The following is a 21,726-nucleotide window of genomic DNA, read 5'->3' on the forward strand; positions in this document are numbered from 1 at the left end:
ACGAGAGAGTGACTTATTGACAGGAGAGCCGCTCATCCGCATCATCGCGACAACGACGAAAACACGTCGACGGAGAGGGTTTATGGAAGTTCCGGCCTCGGATGCCGCGACGCGGGCGATCGGTTGGCCGGGCGGGGCGTTCAGGCGCGGATTGGTCCTGTTCGTGCTGACCTTTGTCTATGTCCTGAACTTCCTCGATCGGCAGTTGATCGGAATCCTTGCCAAGCCGATCCAGGATTCGCTGCAGATCACCGACGGCCAGCTTGGATTGCTCGGCGGTTTGTATTTCGCTCTTTTCTATTGCTTCATTGCGATCCCCGTCGGTTGGTTCGCGGACCGCACCAACCGCGTCACCGTGGTGTCACTGGCCTGCGCAATCTGGAGCGGTGCTACGATTGCCTGTGGATTGGCGGTGACCTTCCCGCAGCTGGTGTTGGCGCGCATGACAGTGGGATTCGGCGAGGCCGGCGGAGTGCCGCCGTCTTATGCGATAATTACCGACACCTTTCCAAAGGGACGGCGCGCGACGGCGCTCAGCATCTATAACCTCGGTCCACCGATCGGCGCGGCGATCGGCATCGCATTCGGTGCGTCGGTCGCTGCAGCGTTTGATTGGCGCGATGCGTTTATCGCGATCGGCGCGATCGGCATTGTCACCGCGATCGCTGTGCGGTTGCTGATCCGCGAGCCGACGCGGGGGGCGCTCGACGATGCGCTGCCCGGGGGGCATGTCACGGTGCCGTTCTGGGGAACGGTCGGTGCGTTCTTCGCCAACCCGGTGCTGCTGCTTGTCTCCATCGGGAGCGGGGCAACGCAGTTTGTCACTTATGGTCTTGGCAACTTCGCGGTGCTGTTCCTGATCCGCGAAAAGGGCATGACACTGGGGGAGGTCGCGCTGTGGTACGCCATCGCAGTGGCGATCGGCATGGGCGGCGGCATGCTGGCCTCCGGGCGCGTGATCGATCGCCTGCTGCCACGCTCGCGCCAAGTCTATGCGATCGGGCCGGCTGTTTCGCTGGCGATCGCATTGCCCTTCTATGTCGCGTTCCTCTGGACACCGGGCTGGCCAGTGGGGTTGGTGCTGCTGACTGTGGTGATGCTGCTCAACTATTTCTACCTCTCGGCTGCGGTCGCACTGGTGCAGGAAGAGGTGCGCCCCGACCAACGCGTGCTGTCCGGAGCACTGTTGTTGCTGGTGATGAATTTCATCGGGCTGGGGCTCGGTCCTACCTATGTCGGCGCGGCGAGCGACTGGTTTACCGCACACGGCTCCGCGCATGGATTGCAGGCGGCGCTCTACACCCTCGCGCCCGCCTATCTCGTCGCAATCGCCCTGTTCCTGTGGCTCGCCCGCGTGTTGCGTGTGCGTGGCAGCCTACCCAGAAAGGACATAGCATGAAGCTGCTGATCCATTCGCTCGCGCTGCTCGGCGTGGCCGGTGCCACCGCGTCTGCGGCGCAAGCCCCTTCCACCCCGATCGTCACCGCGCCTGCCGGGAAGCTGCAGGGCGTCGTGGAGGGCGGGGTTCAGGTGTTCAAGGGCATCCCCTATGCCGCTCCGCCGGTGCAGGCGCTGCGCTGGCACCCCCCTGTGCCGCTGCCGCGGTGGAGCGGCGTGCGCGCTGCCGGTGCTTTCGGCCCAGCCTGTGTCCAGCCACAGGCGAAGACTGCGTCCATCTACAGCGGCGACCCAATGCCCGTCAGTGAAGATTGTCTGACGCTTAATATTTGGGCCCCCGCTAACGCCAGCGATGCGCCCGTGTTTTTCTGGATCCATGGCGGCGCATTGGTGGCCGGGTCAGGGCGCGAGCCGCTCTATGATGGCAAGCGGATGGCCGAGCGCGGGGTGATCGTGGTGTCGATCAACTATCGTCTCGGCGTGCTCGGCTGGCTGGCGCATCCCGCGCTCAGCCACGAATCGGTCGCTCACGTCTCGGGCAATTACGGACTGCTTGACCAGATCGCAGCGCTCAAATGGGTGCGTGCCAATATCGCTGCGTTCGGTGGCGATCCCGCCAAGGTTACGATCGCGGGCGAATCCGCAGGTGGGCTGAGTGCGATGTACCTGCTCGAATCGCCCCTCGCGCGGGGGTTGTTCGCGCGAGCGATCGTCGAAAGCGGCTATATGATCTCGATGCCGCAGCTCAAGAAGGCGGTTTACGGTGCGCCTTCGGCCGAAGGGGCAGGGGAGCTGCTTGCTGCCGCGCTGCAGGCACCCGATCTTGCGGCATTACGCGGAATGGACGCGCAGACGCTGACCAACAGCGCCGCTGCAATGGGATACGGCCCCTGGGGAACCGTCGACGGACTGGTGCTGCCCGAGCAGATGGTCTCAACGTTCGCCGCAGGGAAGCAGGCACCCGTTCCCGTGCTCGCTGGCTTCAACCAGGGCGAGATCCGCTCGCTGACGGTGCTCGCGCCCAAAGCCCCTGCGACCGCCGCCGACTATGAGAAGGGCATCCGGGAGCGCTATGGCGATCTCGCCGACACGTTCCTCACCTTGTACCCGGCCGCCACCTATAAGGAGAGTATCCTGGCGACGACTCGCGATGCGCTCTATGGCTGGACTGCCGAGCGGCTCGCGCGGATGCAGACTGCGCTCGGCCAGCCGGCTTATCTCTATCTGTTCGATCACGGCTATCCCGCTGCAGATCAAGCCGGGCTCCACGCCTTTCATGCGAGCGAATTGCCGTTCGTATTCGGCACCTTCGACCGCACCCCGCCACGCTGGCCGCGCGTGCCGGAGACACCGGCAGAGCGCGCCGTGTCCGACGCATTGCTCGATTACTGGACAAGCTTCACGCGTGACGGCCGACCCGTGGCCGCGAACGGGCCGATATGGCAACCCTTTGGCACCGGCCAAGCCTATCTCCACGTCGCCGACGTGCCGCGCGCCGAGGCGAAACCGATGCCGGGCATGTACGCGTTCAACGAGACCGTGATGTGCCGCCGCAAAGCGACGGGCACGATTGGCTGGAACTGGAATGTCGGGCTGGCCGCACCGAAGCTGCCGGCCGCAGGGGCGGGGTGCCCCTGACGGTGAGCAGCGCCAAATGGGAGATGCGCCGGAGGGCGGGTGAAAGGGGGCAATTACCGCCCGACGTGAGTCGTGCTGATCTGCCCCGCAGCAAAGTCCGCGCTTAGCCGGAGCTTGTCGATCTTGCCCGTTGCGGCGAGCGGCATCGCCTCGACCTCGGCGACCTGGTCGGGGATCCAGAAATCGGCGACCTTGCCGCGCAACATTCCGATCAGGCTGTCGGGGGTTCCGCTCGCGTCGGCAGTTTCGACAACCAGCAGCGGACGCTCGCCCCATCTGGCGTCAGGTCGCGCGATCACTGCAACGTGACGCACGGCCGGATGTCCGCCGACAATCGCCTCAATCTCGGTCGGGTTGATCCATTCGCCGCCCGACTTGATCAGATCCTTGGCACGCCCGCAGATGGTGAGGTTGCCGTCGGCGTCGATCATCGCCAGGTCGCCGGTATCGAAAAATCCCTCTTCGTCCAACGCGTCGCTCTCGGCTCGAAAATAGCGGTCGAGAACGCTTGCGCCGCGGACCTTGAGATGTCCCATCGCCTCGCGCTGCGAAGGAAGGGCCGCACCATCGGCATCGGTCAATTTGAGATCGACCCCAAGCGGCGGTCGCCCCGATGCACCGCGGCCTTGCCCGGTGGGATAGGGCGGCGCGATCGTCCCGGTCGGCGACAGTTCGGTCATTCCCCAACTCGTCTGGACATAGACCCCGAGCCGCTGCTCGATGCGATTGATCAGCGCATCGGGACAATTCGAGCCGCCGATCAGAATGCGCTTGAGATCGGGTAACTCGCCACCGGTGCGTTCGAGATGGTCGACAAGCCCGAGCCAGACGGTCTGCACCCCGACCGCGATTGTCACGCCCTCGTCGCGCATCAGGGTCGCCAGGCTCGCTCCGTCGATCGCTCGTCCGGGCAAGACCAGCTTGGTGCCCGCCGCAGGCGCGGCAAACGGTAGCCCCCAGCCATTGGCATGAAACATCGGCACGCCGAGCAGCAGCACATCCTGCGCGGTTAGCGCGATCGAATCTGCCTGGAGGGTGCGCAGCGTGTGGAGGTAGTTGGAGCGATGCGTGTAGAGGACGCCCTTCGGCCGCCCGGTCGTGCCGGAAGTATAGCACAGCCCGGCCGCAACGTTCTCGTCAAAGTCCCCCCATGCGCTCGCGGCACCATGTTGGTCGAGGAGACGTTCATAGTCCCACAGCTGTGCCCGATGGTCGCCGAGCGTCTCGCCCGGCAGCAGCGCAGCGTCGATTGCCACGACGTGTTCGATCGCCGGGCACAACTGCAGCAATGCTCGTGACAGCGGCAGCAGATCCGCTGCAACGACAAGGACCCGGTCCTCGGCTTCCTCGATCATCGTGGCAAGGTGCTGTACGGTCAGCCGCGGATTGAGCGTATGGCACACCAGCCCCGCGCCCATCGCTGCGTAATAGACCTCAAAATGTGCCTGGGTGTTCCACGCGAGCGTGGCGATGCGGTCGCCGAACCGCAAGCCGAGCGAGGCCAGCGCGCCCGACATGCGGTTGCTGCGCGCGCGCAGATCGGCGTAGCCGGTCCGGCGCGACACGCGCCCTGCATCGGCTTCCACCACTTCGCGCGTGCCAAACCACTTTGCGGCATGATCCAGGAATTTGTCGACTGTCAGGCCGTAGCTTTGCATGATGCCTTCGTGGTTGGCGGGATGGGCAACGGCCACCGCCCGCGCGGGCGGTGGCCGCCGTTGCGTCAGAAGGTTTTCAGCACCTTGACGCCATACTGACGCGGCGGTCCGGCGAAATCGAGCCCGCTGTTGAGCGCTGCAACATAGTGTTGATCGGTCAAATTGGTGCCGTAAGCCGTTACCGTCCAGGTCTTGTGCTGCCATGCCACCTGCGCGCCGAGAATGTTGCGCGCGTCGAGCCGGTCGCCCTGCGCGGCGTTCTCGAACAGCGTCGCCCATTGCGCCGCGATATGCCCGAAATTGACGCGCGGAGTGAGCGTGTCGCCGTTGGCGAAACGATGCTCGTACGACGCACCGAGATTGAAGGTGAGGTTGGGCGCATAGGTCTGCTCGCGCCCCTTGAGGTTAAGGCAGGTTGCAGTGGCGGGTCCGGTGGTTGGCGAACACGGCGCAAACGACCCGCCGGTGCGCGTGTCGAGCGCATAAAACTGCGCCAGCTCGCTGTGCAGGACGTTGATCCCGGCGTCGAAGGTAAAGTTGCTCGCCTTCAGATCGGCCTCGGCCTCGAACCCGTAGATCTTGGTCGTGCCCGGCACGTTGATCTCGAAACCGAACACCGGTAGCGTCGGATAGCCGACGATCACCTGGAAATTCTGGTAATCGTTGTAGAATCCGTCGATCGTCGTGTGGATGCGGCCGCCTGCGAAATTAGCCTTCCAGCCGGCTTCGTACGAGCGCACCTTTTCGGGTTGGAAGGGCGGGGTGGCGAGGCCCGAGCCGACCGGCACGTTGATTCCGCCCGGGCGGAAGCCGGTCGCGACGAAGCCGTAGAGATAGTTGTTGCGGTCGATCACCCAGCCGAGCGACGCCTTGTACGAGAAATTGTCCGATGTGATGTGCTGGTCGTCGCGGAGCCGTAGCCCGTTCTGGTTGATGTCGACATGATTGGTCGACTGGCTGGCGGTGTAGCGTCCGCCGAGATCCAGCGTCAGCCGTGGGGTGATCTTGAAGCCGACTTGCCCGAACACCGCGAGCGAGCGCTCAGGGTTACGCCCCTGCAGCGTGTATTGCGCGGCGGTCGTGCCGAGCGGCTGCCCCGCCGCCGGAGCGTCGATCACGAACTGGTAGGGCGGCAGCCAGAAATAGGTGTTCCACAGCCCGAAGGCACCGATCAGCCAGGTCAGGCGCTGGTTATCGGGTGAGATGAGGTTGAATTCCTGGCTGAACTGCGTTTCGGTGGTGGTGTCGAAGAAGATGTAATTCTTCCGTGCCGGCGCGGTTGGCGTGGCGGCGACGTTGGCGGCCGCATTGGTGCCGTCGAGATCTGCGCGGTATAGCGTGTTGCCGTTCTGGAAGCCGGTGATCGAGCGGAATTTGATGCCGCCGACGAATTCATAGTCGATCTTGAGCACGGTGCGGACGAACTTGTCGCGTGCTTCCTGCGGCATGTTGGCGGTGATGTCGAACAGGTCGCGGTAGTTGGGATTGGCGACGGTGCCGCCGGCCAGCGTCAGCGTCTTGAAGCGATTGGTGAAGGGGTCGGCCGGATAGGCCCCCATGTCGAGATAGTCGAGATCGGTCTTGGACAGGATCGACAGTCGATCGGTCGGTTTCCACAGGAAGCTTATCCGCCCTGCGATCGAGCGTACGCTGCCGTTATTGCCGGTATAGGGTGCCCCGCCCGGCCCGGTGATGTGATAGAACCCGTCGCGCCGTTCGCCCGAAAAGGCGACGCGCGCGGCAAAGGTGTCGCTGATCGGCAGGTTGACCGCCCCCTGTCCGCTCAGGTCGTTATAGTTGCCGTAGCTCGCGGCGAAATAACCGTGCGTACCGCCGCCGATGATCGGATCGTTGGTGTTGGCGAAGACCGCGCCGCCCGTTGCGTTTTGGCCAACCGACGTCCCCTGCGGCCCGCGCAGGATCTGGATATTGGCGATGTCGAAATACGGCTCTTCCTGGAAATAGCCAGGGAAGGTGGGCACGCCGTCGCGATAGGTGATGACGCCGGTGGTGGTTTGCGAATTGTGCTCGGCCTTGCCGATGCCGCGCACATTGAATTCGAGGCCCTGCCCGAAATTGTTGACGACCACGCTCGGCACTGCGAACTGCAGTGCGTCGATGTTGACGACGCCCTTGTTGGCGAGGTCGCTGCCGCTCAGGACCGAAGCCGCGATTGGAGTCTGCGATAGCTTGTCGTTGCGACGGAGCGCGGTGACGACGATGTCCTGGCTGCTGTCGGTCGCCGCCGCTGGCTGGACGTCGCCCGTCTGCGTGGTGGCGGTCTGGGCGATCGCCGCACTTCCCGATGTGAATGCTAACGCCGATGCGCTTAGCAACAATGCAAAGCTCTTCATAAACCTCCCCATCCTCACCCACACACGCTCTCCGGCGCGATGGGGTCTGGATGCCCCAGTTTTCGATCCGAATCAACACTCATTCTCTACAGAGTGAATTAAAGATTCGGTCCAGTCGGAGATCGCCGGGCAGCCCTTCCGGCTTGATGCACGGCTGCATCCGGCATGGGGCGGGTGGAGGGTGAGCGGCCGCAGCGAGCGCCGTGCCGGACACTGCGACCGCGTCAGAGGATAACCCGGGGGCATTCCCCTGTGCCGGCTCTGCTTTTTGTAGGGAGGGCGGTCGCGACCGTCGGGGTTCGTCGCGATGGCACTCGATTTCGGAGCGCCCGAAAAGCGGCAGATACTCGAACTAAGCGCGCTCCATCACACCGCGACGTCGGCCTTGATCGGACCGTGCGGCATATACCCTTCGACCTGAAAATCCTCGATCCGATAGCTGTCGATATCAGCGGGTTTGCGGAGGAGGCGCATGGTCGGGAACGGGCGCGGATCGCGGGATATCTGTTCGCGCGCCTGATCCAGATGGTTCAGATACAGATGGACGTCACCGCCCATCCAGACGAGCTCTCCCGGGCGGAGATCGGCCTGTTGGGCAAGCATCAGCTGCAGCGCGGCGGCACCCGTGAAATTGAAGGCGGCCCCCAGCAACAGGTCGCACGACCTTTGGTAAAGGCCGCAGTTCAGCCGCCCGTCGGAGGTTACGTGGAATTGATAGACCATGTGGCACGGCGGCAACGCCATCTGATCGAGCTCCGCCACGTTCCAGGCATGAAACAGCATCCTGCGGCTGGCCGGATTGTGCTTCAGCGTCTCGACAAGGCTGGCGATCTGATCATGCACGCGCCCGTCCGCGCCTTGCCAACGGCGCCATTGCTTCCCGTAAATCGGGCCCAGGTCTCCCCATTGCGCGGCAAAGGCATCGTCGTTCAGTACACGCTGCTCAAACTCGGTCTGAGAAATGTCGTGTCCGGTGGAGCGCCGGTACTGCGCGAGCGGCCAATCGGTCCATATCTTCACATTCTCGCGCAGCAACGACTGCAGGCTGGTATCCCCGGTCAGGAACCACAGCATCTCCTTCACCGCCGTCTTCCAGTAGACGCGTTTGGTGGTGAGGATCGGCACGCTTCCGTCGGAAAGATCGAACCGGATCATCGCGCCGAACAGCGAGCGCGTCCCGACCCCGGTCCGGTCGACGCGCTGGTCGCCATGGTCGAGAATCTGCTGAAGCAAGTCGAGATATTGGTGTTCGGGGTGCCGCATGTTCACGCCTTCATACCCGCAAGTTGGTTCATCGTGTCGTTCGCTGTTGCAGCGTCTTTTCGATCCGGTCGAGCGGGTTTTGCATTAGGTCGGTGTAGCGCGCTGCCGGGTGATGCGGTAGCGCGAAGTCGGCTGGCATAACGGCGGATCAGGTCATCCGGCAGGGTTTGATCGCTGCCGGTTCGGGGCGAGGCCCCTCCGCCCGGAACGCGGCGAGATACCCGCCCGCGGAGGGCATGTCGTAGCGTGCGACCTGGGTGTAGCCGACCGCCGCAAATTCGCATTTGAGCAGCGCGGGCGGCGTCCCGTGGTTTTGCGTCAGGCGGTTGGCATCGACGACGATGACCAGCCCGTCCCGCTTGAGCGAGGGGCGCATCCGCCACAGGAACTCATAGGGTTGCGCGATTTCATGGTACATATGCACCATCAGCACGCGATCGAAGCTGGCATCGGGCAGCCGCGGATCGGCGGGCGCGCCGAGACGCACGCTGACATTCTCCAGCCGCTCGCGCGACACGCGCAGCGCCAGCGTATCGCGCACCTCGGCGACGATATCCTCGGCCAGCACGCGCCCGGTCTTGCCGACGCGGTTGGCGGCGCGGATCGTGTAATAGCCCTCGCCAGCGCCGATGTCGGCGACGGTCATACCGGGCTTGATCCCGGCCTTGGTCATTACCTCGCCGGCTTCGTTCAGCCGGTCGCGATCCTCCTCGGTCGACCAGCGTGGCGAGCTGATCTTGGCGACCGGGCGGTCGGCGGCGGGGAAGGGGCCTGCCACCTGCGTATGATCGGGCACGCGCGGCGTGCCGCCGTCGCACGCGGCGAGCAGCAGCACGGCCACCAAGGTCAGCGCGCGGGCACCGTGAAAGTGCACTAGTCCACGTCCTCCACCTCGACCGTCTCGCCCGTGACGCGCTGCGATAGCGCGGCGGCCATGAACGCATCGAGATCGCCATCGAGCACATCGGACGGGCTCGACGAGGTCACGCCGGTGCGCAGATCCTTCACCATCTGGTATGGCTGCAGCACGTAAGAGCGGATCTGGTGGCCCCAGCCGATATCGGTCTTCCCCGCATTCTCGGCATTGGCCGCAGCTTCGCGGATCGCCAGTTCGCGCTCGTACAACCGCGCGCGGAGCTGGTTATAGGCTTCGGCCTTGTTCTTGTGCTGGCTGCGCTGGTTCTGACACTGCACGACGATGCCGGTCGGGATGTGCGTGATACGCACCGCCGAATCGGTGGTGTTGATGTGCTGCCCGCCCGCGCCCGATGCTCGATAGGTGTCGATGCGCAGGTCGCTTTCGTTATAGTCGACCTCGATATTGTCATCGACCACCGGATAGACCCAAACGCTGGCGAACGAAGTGTGGCGGCGGGCGGCGCTGTCATACGGGCTGATGCGCACCAGGCGGTGGACACCGCTTTCGGTCTTGGCATAGCCATAGGCGTTCTCGCCTTTCAGCAGCAGCGTCGCCGACTTGATTCCGGCCTGCTCGCCCGAATGCTGGTCGATCAGTTCGACCTTCAGGCCGTGGCGTTCGCCCCAGCGCGAATACATGCGGCTGAGCATCCCGGCCCAGTCCTGGCTCTCGGTGCCGCCCGCCCCGGCATTGACCTCGATATAGGTGTCGTTGCCATCGGCTTCGCCCGCCAGCAGCGCCTTGATCTTGTCCTGTTCGGCGCGGCGCGCGAGATCGGCGAGCGCGGCGAGGCCGTCGGTCTCCATCTCGGTATCGCCCTCGGCCTCGGCCATTTCGATCAACTCTGCCGTATCGTTGAGCTCGCTTTCGATCGCGCGCGTTGCGGTGATCGCCTCATCGAGACGGCGCCGCTCCCGCATAACCGCCTGCGCCGCCTTGGGGTCGTTCCACAAAGTTTGATCCTCAACGCGCGCGTTGAGTTCATCGAGCCGACGCAGCGCGCGGTCCCAGTCGAGGAACCGGCGGAGCAGCGCGAGCGCGTCCTTGATCGAGTCGATATGAGCCTGCGCTTCAGCGCGCATGGGAGAACCTTCCAGAAAAATATCGTGTCGTTCTTCCCGTTGGCGGGAAAACGATAGCGTGCCTGCCGTATATGAGGTTGGCGCGCCGCTAGTAAATACCGCCCTGTCGTTGCAGGAAATCGCTGTCGCGGCGCGTGTCCTTCGGTGCCTGGGCGTCGGCGCGTGCTTTGGCGGCAGCGGCGGCGGCCGCAGCGGCCGGGTCGGGAACGATCACGTCGCGGTGGACGACGCGGCGTGGCTCGCTTTCGGGTTTGAAGGCTTCCCAGATGACCGACGCCTTGGGGTCATCGGTCGGCCAGGTGCCGAACACCGGTTTGCCGCTCGCGCGGTCGATGCGGACCATGCGGATGCCGGCGGGCGCGCGGAACGGAATTTTGGGCAGCCCCTCATAGGCCTTGACCGCGAACGCCTTGAAGATCGGCGCGGCGAGCGTGCCGCCCTGTGCGGCACCGCCCAGCGAATGCGGCTGGTCATAGCCGATATACAGCCCGCCGATCATTTGCGGGGTGCCGCCGATGAACCACACGTCGGTCGGCCCGGTATTGGTGCCGGTCTTGCCGAACATCGGCCGGTCGAGGTCGCGCAGCACGGTGGCGGTGCCGCGCTGGATGACGCCCTCGGCGATGTGGACCATCTGATACGCGCTCATCGCATCGACGATCTGCTTGCCGCGTGAAACCGGGCGCGGCATCGGCTTGCCGTTCCAGTCGGGCGCGTTGCAGCGGTCGCACGGATGCCAGTTTTCGGGGAAAATCACTTTGCCGTGGCGGTCCTGCACGAAATCGATCAGCGTCGCAGGGTGCGACCGCCCCTGATTGGCAAGGATCGCATAAGCGTTGACCATGCGCGACACCGTCGTCACGCCGGCACCCAGCGAATAGGACAGATACGGTTCGTATTTGCCGACGCCGATCCGGTCCATCAGCGACACGATGCGCGGCATCCCTGTCGTGGCGGCGGCGCGCACCGTCATCAGGTTGCGCGACTGTTCGACGCCCCAGCGCATGGTATGCGCGCCAGAGCCCCCGACATTGCCGAAATTCTTGAAGCACTTCTGGCCCAGCCGCGCGCCCTGATAGACGCAGAACGGGCCGTCGACGATGATCGAGGCGGGGGTCATCCCGCCCTCCAGCGCCGCTGCATAGACGATCGGCTTGATCGTCGATCCCGGCTGACGCAGCGCTTGCGTGGCGCGGTTGAAGGCCTGGGCGCGGAAGTCGAACCCGCCCTGCATCGCCAGCACGCGGCCGGTCTGCGGCTCCTCGACCACGAAGGCCCCAGCGATCTTGGGCAAGGAGCGCAGCGCGAAGGCCCCGCCTTCGGGCGCGACCGCGATAATGTCCCCGGCTTTCAGCGCGGCAAAGGCGGTGCCGCCTTCACCTCGCACCGGCATTTGCGCGGCGCCGCGCGGCAGGACCCCGGTGCTGCCGTCGGAAAAGCCGATCGTCGCCTCGCTTGCGCCGACCGCAGTCACGATCGCCGCGCGCCAATTGTCGTAATCGAGCCCGATATTGGTGTTGAGCAGCGTTGTCTGCCAGGTGTCGCCCACAATGTCCTTATGGTCGATCGGTCCGGACCAGCCGCGGCCATGATCGAAGCGCAGCAAGCCCTCACGCAGTGCGGTCTGCGCATAGTCCTGCAGCCGGTTGTCGAGCGAGGTGCGCACCCACAGGCCACCGGCATAGATGCTGTACGGCCCGTCCTTTTCGTCCTCGCCGAACTTGTCCTTCAACTGGCGGCGGACTTCCTCGACGAAATAGCCGCTGCCCGCAGTTTCGGTCTTGGGCGTCTGGCGCGGCACGGTGCCGAGCGGTTCGGCCATGGCTTCGTCATGCTGCGCCTGGGTGATGAAGCCATTCTTGAGCATTTCGCGCAGCACATAAGCCCGACGGACGAGCGCGCGGTCGGCGTGGCGGACGGGGTCGTAATTGGACGGGCCCTTGGGCAGGATCGCCAGATACGCCATTTGCGCGAGATCGAGCTGGTTCAGATCCTTGCCGAAATAGGCGTAGCTCGCGGCCTCGACGCCGAACGCGTTGCGACCGAGCGCGATCTGGTTGAGATACAGTTCCAGAATCTGCTTCTTGGTCAGCGTGTCCTCGATCCGGTACGCGAGGATCGCTTCCTTGATCTTGCGGCTGTAGCTGGTCTCGTTGCCGATCAGCAGGTTCTTGGCGACTTGCTGCGTAATGGTCGATGCGCCGGCCGGGCGCTTGTGGCTGGTCAGATTGTTGATCGCCGCGCTGGCGATGCCGAGATAATCGACGCCGTGATGTTCGAAAAAGGTTTTGTCCTCGGCGGCCAGAAACGCGCGGACCAGAAGCGGCGGATATTCGTCGTAACTGAGTTCGACCCGGCGTTCGCGCGCATAGCTGTGGATCGGCGTACCATCGACGCCGCGCACATTGGTCGGCAGTGGCGGCTCATAGGTGCGCAATTTGTCGACCGAAGGCAGATCGGCGGCGAACAGGAAGTAAAACACCGTATAGCCGATGACGAACAGCACGCCCAATGCGGCGAGCGCCTTGACCCACCACCGGCCCCAGGCATTTCGAAGGTATCCCCGGAAGCCGCCAATGTCGCGGCGGATGCGGAAATTCACGGTGGAATCAGAAGCGGCCATATGGGTGTCAGGCTCTAGCAACTTTCCCGCGCGTTGCCAGCCGCCTTAACTGCGCGCGGTGCGAGGCCGTGAAAGGTCAGTTCGACGCCATCCGCCGTGCGAAGTGCACCTCGACCGCGCGTTCGATGCTTTGCGCGATCTTGCGGCGGCCGTCGGCGCTGTCGATAAAGTCGGCGTCGCGCGGGTTGGAGATATAGCCGGTCTCGAACAGGATCGAGGGCATGTCGGGCGCTTTCAGCACCATCAGCGAGGCCATGCGGTGGAAATTGGGTTTCACCGGGATCAGCGGCTGCGCCTCGCGGCCGAGCAGTCGCGCGAAATTGGCCGAGGAGTTCATCGTCTCGCGCTGGGTGAGGTCGATCAGGATCGAGGAGATGTCGGCGGACGTGGCCGCGAGATTGACACCGGCGATGACGTCGGCCTTGTTCTCGCGCGCCGCCAGCTTGGCCGATTCCTTGTCGGACGCGACTTCGGACAGGGTGTAGACCGATGCCCCGCTGGCGCTGCCGGAACCGACGCTGTCGCAATGGATCGAGATGAACAGGTCGCCGCGCAATTTGCGGGCAATGCCATAGCGTTCCTGCAGCACGAGGAAACGGTCGTCCTCACGCGTCAGCGCCACACGGACCCGGCCCGATTTGACCAGCTCGTCGCGGATCGCCTTGGCGATCTTCAGGGTCACGTCCTTCTCGCGGCGACCGTCGATGGGCGAAATCGCGCCGGGATCGACTCCGCCGTGTCCGGCGTCGATCACCACCAGCGGACGGCTGTCATCGTCGCCATAGATGCGCGGCAATCCGGGCGTGCGCGGCGCAGGCGGGATCGGCACCGATACGGCATAGGTGGCGGGGGCTTGCACGATCCCCATGTTGAAGGGCGGCAGGAAATGCAGCCGCCGTTCGCCCGCCGCGCGCGCAAAGGTGGCGTCGTCGACGGTCTGCAGTTCGAGCGTCAGCTCCCGCCCGTCGCGGCCGAACACGCCTTCGGTGACGAGGGCCGGGCGTGCAAGGTCGAACACGACGCGCGTGCCGTTGGCACCGTGCGCGCCCTGCCGCACGCTCGATACCGGCCCGCCTGCTGCGATCTTGCCACCGGGGGACGCGCCCTGCAGGTCGAGCGCGATCCGCTGCGGCGAGGCGAGCACGAAGCTCGACGCATCGGCGATCGGCTGGTCGAAGCGCAAGACGATCCGGTCGTGCTGGACCTCGACGCGCTCGACCGACGCCGCCCAACCGGGAGCGCCGACGAACCAGCAGGCCAGCAAGGCGAAAACGAACGACACGCGTCCGTAATGCCGTCGCGACTGCGGCGCGGTAAAGCGAAAAGGGGCTGCCAAAGGGCGGGAGGTCGCGCTCATTCGTCTGGACTAGGCCGGAGACGACAAAACAGCCTTTCGGGGTGCGGTTAATATGGTCGTAGGCATAGAATTGCCGGTCGGGCGGCAAAAACGTGCCGGTTGCTGCGCGCGAGCGGGGGTGCTAGGCATCAAACAGTTCCTGATCGCGGCCTAGTATCGACCGCGGCGAGGGCCATCTGGCCGCCCCTCATGTTCCTTGGGCGCGGCTTATCCAGGTTGACGTTCGCATGATGTATGTATTCCGCCCCTCGCACCGCCCGGTTTCCACCGGCGGGATCGCGAGCGCGCGGAATGCCCAAGGCCGGAAGGCGGGGCGTGCAGGGCGAGCAGAGGCAGTTTTCGTAAACCACCATGTGATCGAGCCAGGCGATACTCTCGCCGGATCGGCCACTTTCATTGATCGCGCGCGGCCAGCGCCACGGCGCCCAGCGCCCTTTGGCTCTGCGCCGCGCGACCGGAGAATAATACATGACCACGCGTATGCTGATCGACGCACGGCACCGGGAGGAAACCCGCGTTGCTGTCGTCAAGGGAAACCGAATCGAAGAGTTTGATTTCGAATCCGCCGAGCGCAAGCAGCTCAAAGGCAATATCTATCTGGCCAAGGTGACGCGCGTTGAGCCGTCGCTACAGGCGGCGTTCATCGATTACGGCGGCAATCGCCACGGCTTTTTGGCGTTCAGCGAAATCCACCCCGATTATTACCAGATCCCCAAGGAAGACCGCGACGCGCTGTTGCGCGAAGAGGCCGAGCATGCGGCGGAAGAAGCCGCGTTGCGCGCCCAGCAGGAGGCCGAGGACGATCTTCACGACGACGAGCATGAAGATGACGGATTCGAACGCGATTCGGATGCCGATGACGCGTCGATCGAGCGTTTCGACGATGATGGCGGTGCCGAACCCGACGTAGAAGTCGTCGCCGAGGGCGAAAGCCGTGGTGGCGAAGGGCGCGGCCGTCGCCGCAAGCGCACCGCATCGGACGATGCCGCCGATGATCTGCGCGAGCGTCGCACCAATTTGCGCCATCGCTACAAGATCCAGGACGTCATTCGCCGCCGCCAGGTGCTGCTCGTCCAGGTCGTGAAGGAAGAGCGCGGCAATAAGGGTGCTGCGCTGACCACCTATCTGTCGCTTGCCGGCCGCTATTGCGTGTTGATGCCCAACACGTCGCATGGCGGCGGGATCAGCCGCAAGATTTCGAATGCGGGCGACCGCAAGCGGCTGAAGTCGATCATGGCCGACATGAAGCTGCCCCCGTCGATGGGCTGCATCGTGCGCACCGCCGGGCTGCAGCGCACCCGCGTCGAGATCAAGCGCGACTTCGATTATCTGGCGCGGCTGTGGGACGGGATTCGCGAGACGACCTTGTCCTCCTCGGCGCCGGCGCTGGTCTATGGCGACAGCGACCTGATGAAGCGCGCGATCCGCGACATCTATAATCGCGACATCGACGAAGTGATCGTCGAGGGCGAGGAAGGCTATCGCCACGCCAAGGACTTCATGAAGCTGCTGATGCCGAGCCACGCGCGCAAGGTGAAGCATTACAGCGACCCCGTGCCGCTATTCCAGCGTGCGGGCGTCGAGGAGCAATTGTCGGCGATGTACCACCCGGTGGTGCAGCTCAAATCGGGCGGTTACCTCGTCATCAACCCGACCGAAGCCTTGGTGTCGATCGACATCAACTCGGGACGGTCGACGCGCGAACATTCGATCGAGCAAACCGCGACCGCGACCAATCTCGAGGCCGCAGCCGAAATCGCGCGGCAGTTGCGCTTGCGCGACATGGCCGGGTTGGTCGTGATCGACTTTATCGACATGGACAACGGCTCGAACGTCCGCAAGGTCGAGAAGGCGATGAAGGAAGCGCTCAAGAACGATCGCGCGCGCATTCAGATCGGCCGCATTTCGTCCTTCGGCCTGATGGAAATGAGCCGCCAGCGCTTGCGCACCGGCGTGCTGGAAGCGTCCACCCGGCCGTGCCCGCATTGCGAGGGGACGGGCTTCGTGCGCACCGCCTCGTCGTCGGGGCTGTCGGCGCTGCGCCTGCTCGAAGATGAAGCCGCACAGGGGCGCGGATCGCAGCTGCTGCTGCGCGCCAGCCAGGAAGCGGCCTTCTATCTGCTGAACCGCAAGCGCGCGGAACTGGCCGAGATCGAGGAACGCTATGGCGTGATGATCGAAGTCGCGCCCGACGGCGAGCAGGAAGGCGCGCGCATGTCGGTCGAAGTGTCCGGCCCGCCGCCTGCTTACACGCCGCGCTTCGAAGCGCCGATCCAGGAGATCGAGGAAGATTTCGTCGAGGACGAGATCGAAGACGAAATCGAGGACGAGGTCGAGGAAGAGGAGCAGCCGCGCGCTGCCCGCGAACCGCGCGAGCGCGGCGAACGGCCCGAGCGTAGCGAAGAAGACGGTGGCTCGCGTCGCCGTCGGCGCCGTCGCGGCCGTCGCGGTCGCAACCGGCCCGAGGGTGAGGGTGCCGCCGAGGGCGAAGCCGTCGTCGACGGCGGTGGTGACGAGGACGCGTCGGAGCAGGATGCCGAGCGCGAAGACGCCGAGACCCCGGCCGCAGTGTCGTCCGAAGAGGGCGAAGGCAGCGAAGGCGGCCGTCGTCGCCGTGGCCGTCGCGGTCGCCGTGGCGGTCGTCGCAGCGAGGGCGAGCAGGCGGTTGTCGAAGCGGCCGATGGCGAGGCTCCCGTAGTCGACGCTGCGCTGGTCGAAGCCGAGCCGGTCGCGGTCGAAGCGGAAGCCGAGCCCGAGGTTGAGGCCCCGAAGAAGGGACGTCGTCGTCCGCGTGCGCGCGATGCCGCGCCAAAGGCGGCTCCGGTAGCCGAAGCGGTGGTGGAAGCCGAACCGGCTGTCGAAGCTGCAAGCGAGGTCGAACCGGCCGCGAAACCGAAGCGCGCCCGGCGTGCCAAGGCCAAGGCGGTTGAGGCGGCCGAACCGGCGGAAGCCGCACCCGTCGTGGAAGCTCCGGTGGAGGACACCCCCAAGCCAAAGGCAAAGCGTACCCGCAAGGCCAAGGCCGCAGCCGTGGAAGCGGTTGAAGTGGAAACGCCCCCGGTAGAAGAAGCCCCGGTAGCGCAGAGCGTCGCACCAGTGGCGGAGCCTGCTGCTCCGGCACCCGATGCACCGCAGGACGAGGCTTTGTCTGCGGCGGCAGCGAGCGACGCGGCACCGCGCGCGATCGATCCCGATCCGGGCGAAGCCGGCAGCCCGCGTCGTGGCTGGTGGCAGCGTACCTTCGGGGCGTGACCAACGACCGGCCCCTCGCCTGTGGGCGAGGGGCCGGTTGGTTTGCCTTACCGCTCCGCCCTTTCACCGCACCGCAAGGCCGGTTGCCCCGGCCGGAAAACTCGGCGATAGGTCGGGCATGAAGTGGCTCTTCGCGGGACTCGCGGCCTCCCTCCTGATCTGGGCCCAACCGGCTGCGGCGCAGTCGATCCTGCGCGATGCCGAAACCGAAGCGATGTTCAACGACATGTCGCGCCCGCTGATCCTGGCGGCGGGCCTGTCGCCCAACAATGTGCGGGTCGTGCTGATCAACGACGATTCGATCAACGCCTTCACCGCCGGCGGTCAAACAATTTACGTCAATTCCGGGCTGATCCAGGCGGCGGACAACGCCAATCAAGTGCAGGGCGTGATTGCGCATGAACTGGGCCATGTCGCCGATGGCCATGTCGTATTGATCGATGCGGGCGCGCGTCCTGCAATGGGCATTTCGATCCTCAGCATGGTGCTCGGCATCGCGGCGATCGCGGCGGGTGCGCCCGAGGCGGGGGCGGGCATTCTGTCGGCAGGCACCACTGCCGCCGAAGGAAAATTCCTGGCCTTCTCGCGCGTGCAGGAATCGACCGCCGATGCGACGGGGGCAAAATTCCTGCGGGAATCGGGCATCAGCGGCAAGGGGATGCTGAGCTTCTTCAAGAAGCTGGCCAATGAAGAATATGCCTATGGGTTGAAGAACATCGATCCGTTCGCGCAGAGCCACCCCTTGTCGGGCGAGCGCATCGCCAACTTGACGGCGGACGTGACGTCGTCGCCCTTCTACAACGCCAAGCCCGACCTTGCGCTGGACGATCGTTTCAAGCGCGTGAAGGCCAAATTGCTTGGCTATGTCGCCGACCCCAAGACCACGCTGAACGTCTATCCCGAGCAAGACCAGAGTGTGTACGCCCATTATGCGCGCGCTTACGCCTGGCATAAAGCGGGCTATCCCGAAAAGGCCGACGCGGAGGCAGCGGCATTGCTGAAGGCGGATCCGCACGACCCCTATTTCCTGGAAATTCAGGGGCAGATCCTGCTCGAAGCGGGCAAGCCCCGGCAAGCGCTGGCCCCGTTGCGCGAGGCAACCGACCTGTCGCGCAACGCCCCGTTGATCGCGACCACCTTCGGCCATGCGCTGATCGCGACCGAGGACAGGGCCAATTATCCCGAGGCGATCAAGGTGCTGCGCCAGGCGGTGGCGCGCGACGACGACAATCCCTTCGCCTGGTATCAATTGGGCACGGCGTATGAGGCCTCGGGTGACCAGCCGCGCGCGCTGCTCGCCACCGCCGAGCAAGCGAGCCTGACCGGCGATCACCGGACCGCTGCCTATAGCGCGCGCGGCGCGATGCAGGGGTTGCCGCCCAATAGCGTCGACTGGATCCGCGCGCAGGACATTGCCCTCTCGGCCCAGAACGAGATGGACGACAACCCCAAGAAATATAAGAAGCGACGCTGATGCGCCTGAGCTGGACTGTTTTTGCGACCGCGCTGATCGCGGCGCTCCTCGGCGCGGCGGCGTTTGCCGGGATCGAACGGGTGGTCCCCGCCGCCGCCGGGGAGCGTGCGCGCGTCGAGGGCGTGGTGCATGACTATGTCCTCGCCCACCCCGAAATTATTCCCGAAGCGCTCGACCGGTTGCGTGACCGCGCCCATGCCGACACCATCGCCAGCAACCGCGACGCGATCCTCAAACCGTTTGGCAGCGCCTGGGCCGGCAATCCCGCGGGCGACGTTACCCTGGTCGAATATTTCGATTATAATTGCGGCTATTGCCGGGCGAGCCTGCCCGCGATTGCGGCGTTGCTGAAGAGCGACCCCAAGATCCGCATCGTCTACCGTGAATTTCCGATTCTGGCGCAAAGCAGCGTCGATGCCGCGCGGATGAGCCTAGCCGCCGCCGAGCAGGGCAAGTTCCAGCAATTCCACGAAGCGCTCTATGCCGGTGGGCAAGTGTCGGCGCAGACGATCGCGGCGGCGGCGAAGGCCGCTGGCGTCGATCAGGCGCGCGCGGCGGCCTTTGCCCCCAAGGCGGACGCCGAAATCGCGCAAAATCAAACGATCGCGCGCGCGCTTGGGCTGACGGGCACGCCAAGCTGGGTGATCGGCAGCAAGGTCGTTTCGTCCGCCTTGCCGCTGGACGAGTTGCAAAAAGCCGTCGCCGAGGCGCGCGCGGGGAAATAACCGCCGACCGCTTGTTGCAGCGCAACCGGCCCCCTACCTAGCGCGCAGGAACGGGGGCTTCATGGACGTTGTTTTATCGGTTGCCGGGGTCTCGAAGGTCTATGCCTCGGGCCAGCGCGCGCTCGAGCCGGTCAATCTCGATATTCGGCGTGGCGAAATCTTCGCGCTGCTCGGGCCCAATGGTGCGGGCAAGACGACGCTGATCTCGATCATCTGCGGCATCGTCACGCCCTCCACCGGCACGGTTACCGTGCTGGGGCATGATGCGCAGAAGGATTTCCGCAGCGCACGCCGCGCGATCGGGCTGGTGCCGCAGGAATTGTCGGTCGACATGTTCGAGACGGTACTCGCCACCGTCAAGTTCAGCCGCCGCCTGTTCGGTCGCGCGCCCGACAATGCCTATGTCGAGCAAGTGCTGCGCGACCTGTCGCTATGGGACAAGCGCGACGCCAAGATCCGCGAGCTGTCGGGCGGCATGAAGCGGCGCGTGCTGATCGCCAAGGCGCTGAGCCACGAACCCGACATCCTGTTCCTCGACGAGCCCACCGCCGGGGTCGACGTCGCATTGCGCCGCGACATGTGGAAGCTCGTCCACCGCCTGCGCGCCAAGGGCACCACCATCATCCTGACCACGCATTATATCGAAGAGGCCGAGGAAATGGCCGACCGCGTCGGCGTGATCGACAAGGGCCGTATCATCCTGGTCGAGGACAAGGCCGCGCTGATGAAGAAGCTCGGCAAGCGCCGTATGGCGATCACGCTGCAAACGCCGATGGTGTCGTTGCCGTCCGGGCTGGATGGCTGGTCGGTCGCGCTCGACGACGAGGGGAAGACGCTGGTCTACACTTTCGATTCCGAAAACGAGCATATTCCGATCCTGCTCGCCAAGCTGGGGGAACTCGGCATCGGCTATAGCGATCTCGAAACGCATAAGAGCTCGCTCGAGGACATTTTCGTCGACCTCGTCGAGCGGAAGGACGCGGCATGAGCGACCCAGTAGACGTGTTTTCCGTTCGTGCTGAGCCTGTCGAAGCACCGCTCGCCACCAGCGCGACGCGTGTTGGTGGCAGCCCTTCGACAAGCTCAGGGCGAACGGGTGTGGGGAGGGCGTGGGCATGAGCACGTCCACGCACGCCGCACCCAAAGCCCCAGCGATCAACCTCCACGGCATCTGGGCGATCTACCGCTTCGAGATGGCGCGCGCGCTGCGCACTTTGTGGCAGAGCCTGGTCACCCCGGTCATCACCACATCGCTTTATTTCGTCGTGTTCGGCGGCGCGATCGGCTCCAAGATCAGCACCGTCGGCGGCGTTGGCTATGGCAGCTTCATCGTGCCCGGCCTCATCATGCTGTCGCTGCTGACGCAGAGCATCTCCAATGCCTCGATCGGCATCTATTTCCCCAAATTCACCGGTACGGTGTTCGAATTGCTGTCCGCGCCCGTATCGGCGATGGAGATGGTGGTCGGCTATGTCGGCGCGGCGGCGACCAAGTCGATCGTGCTCGGGCTCATCATTCTGGCGACGGCGGCCTTGTTCGTGCCGCTGCAGATCGTCCACCCCTTTGCGATGCTCGCCTTCCTGGTGTTGACGAGCGTGGCGTTCAGCCTGTTCGGCTTCATCATCGGGGTGTGGGCCAAGGGATTCGAACAGCTTTCGTTCGTGCCCGCCTTGCTCATCACCCCGCTGACCTTTCTCGGCGGAGCGTTCTACTCCATCGACATGCTGCCGCAGCCGTGGCGCACGGTCAGCCTGTTCAACCCGGTCGTCTATCTGGTCAGCGGCTTTCGCTGGGCGTTCTTCGACAAGGGCGATGTGTCGGTCGGCGTAAGCCTTGGCGTGACGGCGGTGTTCCTGGTCGCGTGCCTCGGCGTGATCTCGTGGATCTTCAAGACCGGCTGGCGGATGAAGAACTGACCGCGCGGACGATTGCGGACGGAACAATGCGGCGCGCGCTGCGCTAACGCCGCATCGGGCGCGCTTG

14 protein-coding genes are annotated in these 21,726 nt (G+C 64.8%); 7 read left to right on the forward strand and 7 right to left on the reverse strand.

The window, feature by feature from the left end; translation table 11 throughout:
* The first annotated feature begins 82 nt into the window (after positions 1–82).
* Together ACP7BL_RS08920 and ACP7BL_RS08925 are read left to right on the forward strand one after the other, a co-directional pair.
* Positions 83–1,399, forward strand: a complete 1,317-nt coding sequence (locus ACP7BL_RS08920) for a spinster family MFS transporter (protein WP_426258128.1) — start codon at positions 83–85, stop codon at positions 1,397–1,399.
* Positions 1,396–3,036, forward strand: a complete 1,641-nt coding sequence (locus ACP7BL_RS08925) for a carboxylesterase/lipase family protein (protein ID WP_426258129.1) — start codon at positions 1,396–1,398, stop codon at positions 3,034–3,036. Before ACP7BL_RS08920 ends, ACP7BL_RS08925 begins: the two co-directional genes overlap by 4 nt.
* A gap of 53 nt (positions 3,037–3,089) precedes the next feature.
* Here the strand turns inward: ACP7BL_RS08925 and ACP7BL_RS08930 are convergent, their stop codons facing one another.
* The 7 genes from ACP7BL_RS08930 to ACP7BL_RS08960 all read right to left on the reverse strand — a co-directional run bounded on the left by ACP7BL_RS08930 (position 3,090) and on the right by ACP7BL_RS08960 (position 14,217).
* Complete coding sequence (locus tag ACP7BL_RS08930) at positions 3,090–4,694, reverse strand: AMP-binding protein (RefSeq protein ID WP_033963183.1); 1,605 nt, start codon at positions 4,692–4,694, stop codon at positions 3,090–3,092.
* Between the two features lie 65 nt (positions 4,695–4,759).
* Positions 4,760–7,048 carry a TonB-dependent receptor gene (locus tag ACP7BL_RS08935; RefSeq protein WP_426258130.1) on the reverse strand — a complete coding sequence of 763 codons (2,289 nt, stop codon included), beginning with the start codon at positions 7,046–7,048 and terminating at the stop codon, positions 4,760–4,762.
* A gap of 366 nt (positions 7,049–7,414) precedes the next feature.
* A complete protein-coding gene (locus ACP7BL_RS08940) occupies positions 7,415–8,311 on the reverse strand; it encodes a thymidylate synthase (RefSeq protein ID WP_033963181.1) in 897 nt (298 codons plus the stop codon).
* 148 nt (positions 8,312–8,459) lie between these two features.
* The gene (locus ACP7BL_RS08945; RefSeq protein ID WP_426258131.1) at positions 8,460–9,185 is read right to left on the reverse strand and encodes a class I SAM-dependent methyltransferase; all 726 of its coding nucleotides are present in this window, start codon (positions 9,183–9,185) and stop codon (positions 8,460–8,462) included.
* On the reverse strand, positions 9,185–10,312 hold the full coding sequence (prfB, locus tag ACP7BL_RS08950) for a peptide chain release factor 2 (RefSeq protein ID WP_033963092.1): 1,128 nt from the start codon (positions 10,310–10,312) through the stop codon (positions 9,185–9,187). Before prfB ends, ACP7BL_RS08945 begins: the two co-directional genes overlap by 1 nt.
* Positions 10,313–10,400: 88 nt before the next feature.
* Positions 10,401–12,935, reverse strand: a complete 2,535-nt coding sequence (locus ACP7BL_RS08955) for a penicillin-binding protein 1A (protein ID WP_426258132.1) — start codon at positions 12,933–12,935, stop codon at positions 10,401–10,403.
* Between the two features lie 76 nt (positions 12,936–13,011).
* Positions 13,012–14,217: an N-acetylmuramoyl-L-alanine amidase gene (locus ACP7BL_RS08960; protein ID WP_426258133.1), complete on the reverse strand. Its 1,206-nt coding sequence runs from the start codon at positions 14,215–14,217 to the stop codon at positions 13,012–13,014.
* A gap of 543 nt (positions 14,218–14,760) precedes the next feature.
* Between ACP7BL_RS08960 and ACP7BL_RS08965 the strand changes: the two genes are divergently transcribed.
* The 5 genes from ACP7BL_RS08965 (at position 14,761) to ACP7BL_RS08985 (ending at position 21,659) form a co-directional block, all read left to right on the forward strand.
* A complete protein-coding gene (locus tag ACP7BL_RS08965; protein ID WP_426258134.1) occupies positions 14,761–17,544 on the forward strand; it encodes an Rne/Rng family ribonuclease in 2,784 nt (927 codons plus the stop codon).
* Between the two features lie 118 nt (positions 17,545–17,662).
* The gene (locus ACP7BL_RS08970) at positions 17,663–19,018 is read left to right on the forward strand and encodes a M48 family metalloprotease (RefSeq protein WP_426258135.1); all 1,356 of its coding nucleotides are present in this window, start codon (positions 17,663–17,665) and stop codon (positions 19,016–19,018) included.
* The gene (locus ACP7BL_RS08975; protein WP_426258136.1) at positions 19,018–19,743 is read left to right on the forward strand and encodes a DsbA family protein; all 726 of its coding nucleotides are present in this window, start codon (positions 19,018–19,020) and stop codon (positions 19,741–19,743) included. The genes ACP7BL_RS08970 and ACP7BL_RS08975 overlap by 1 nt, the downstream gene beginning before the upstream one ends.
* Positions 19,744–19,804: 61 nt before the next feature.
* Positions 19,805–20,731: an ABC transporter ATP-binding protein gene (locus ACP7BL_RS08980; RefSeq protein ID WP_126848802.1), complete on the forward strand. Its 927-nt coding sequence runs from the start codon at positions 19,805–19,807 to the stop codon at positions 20,729–20,731.
* A 127-nt stretch (positions 20,732–20,858) separates the two neighbouring features.
* A complete protein-coding gene (locus ACP7BL_RS08985) occupies positions 20,859–21,659 on the forward strand; it encodes an ABC transporter permease (RefSeq protein WP_426258137.1) in 801 nt (266 codons plus the stop codon).
* Positions 21,660–21,726: the final 67 nt, after the last annotated feature.

It is taken from the genome of Sphingomonas sp. DC1600-2 (assembly GCF_049897605.1).
GTDB lineage: Bacteria > Pseudomonadota > Alphaproteobacteria > Sphingomonadales > Sphingomonadaceae > Sphingomonas.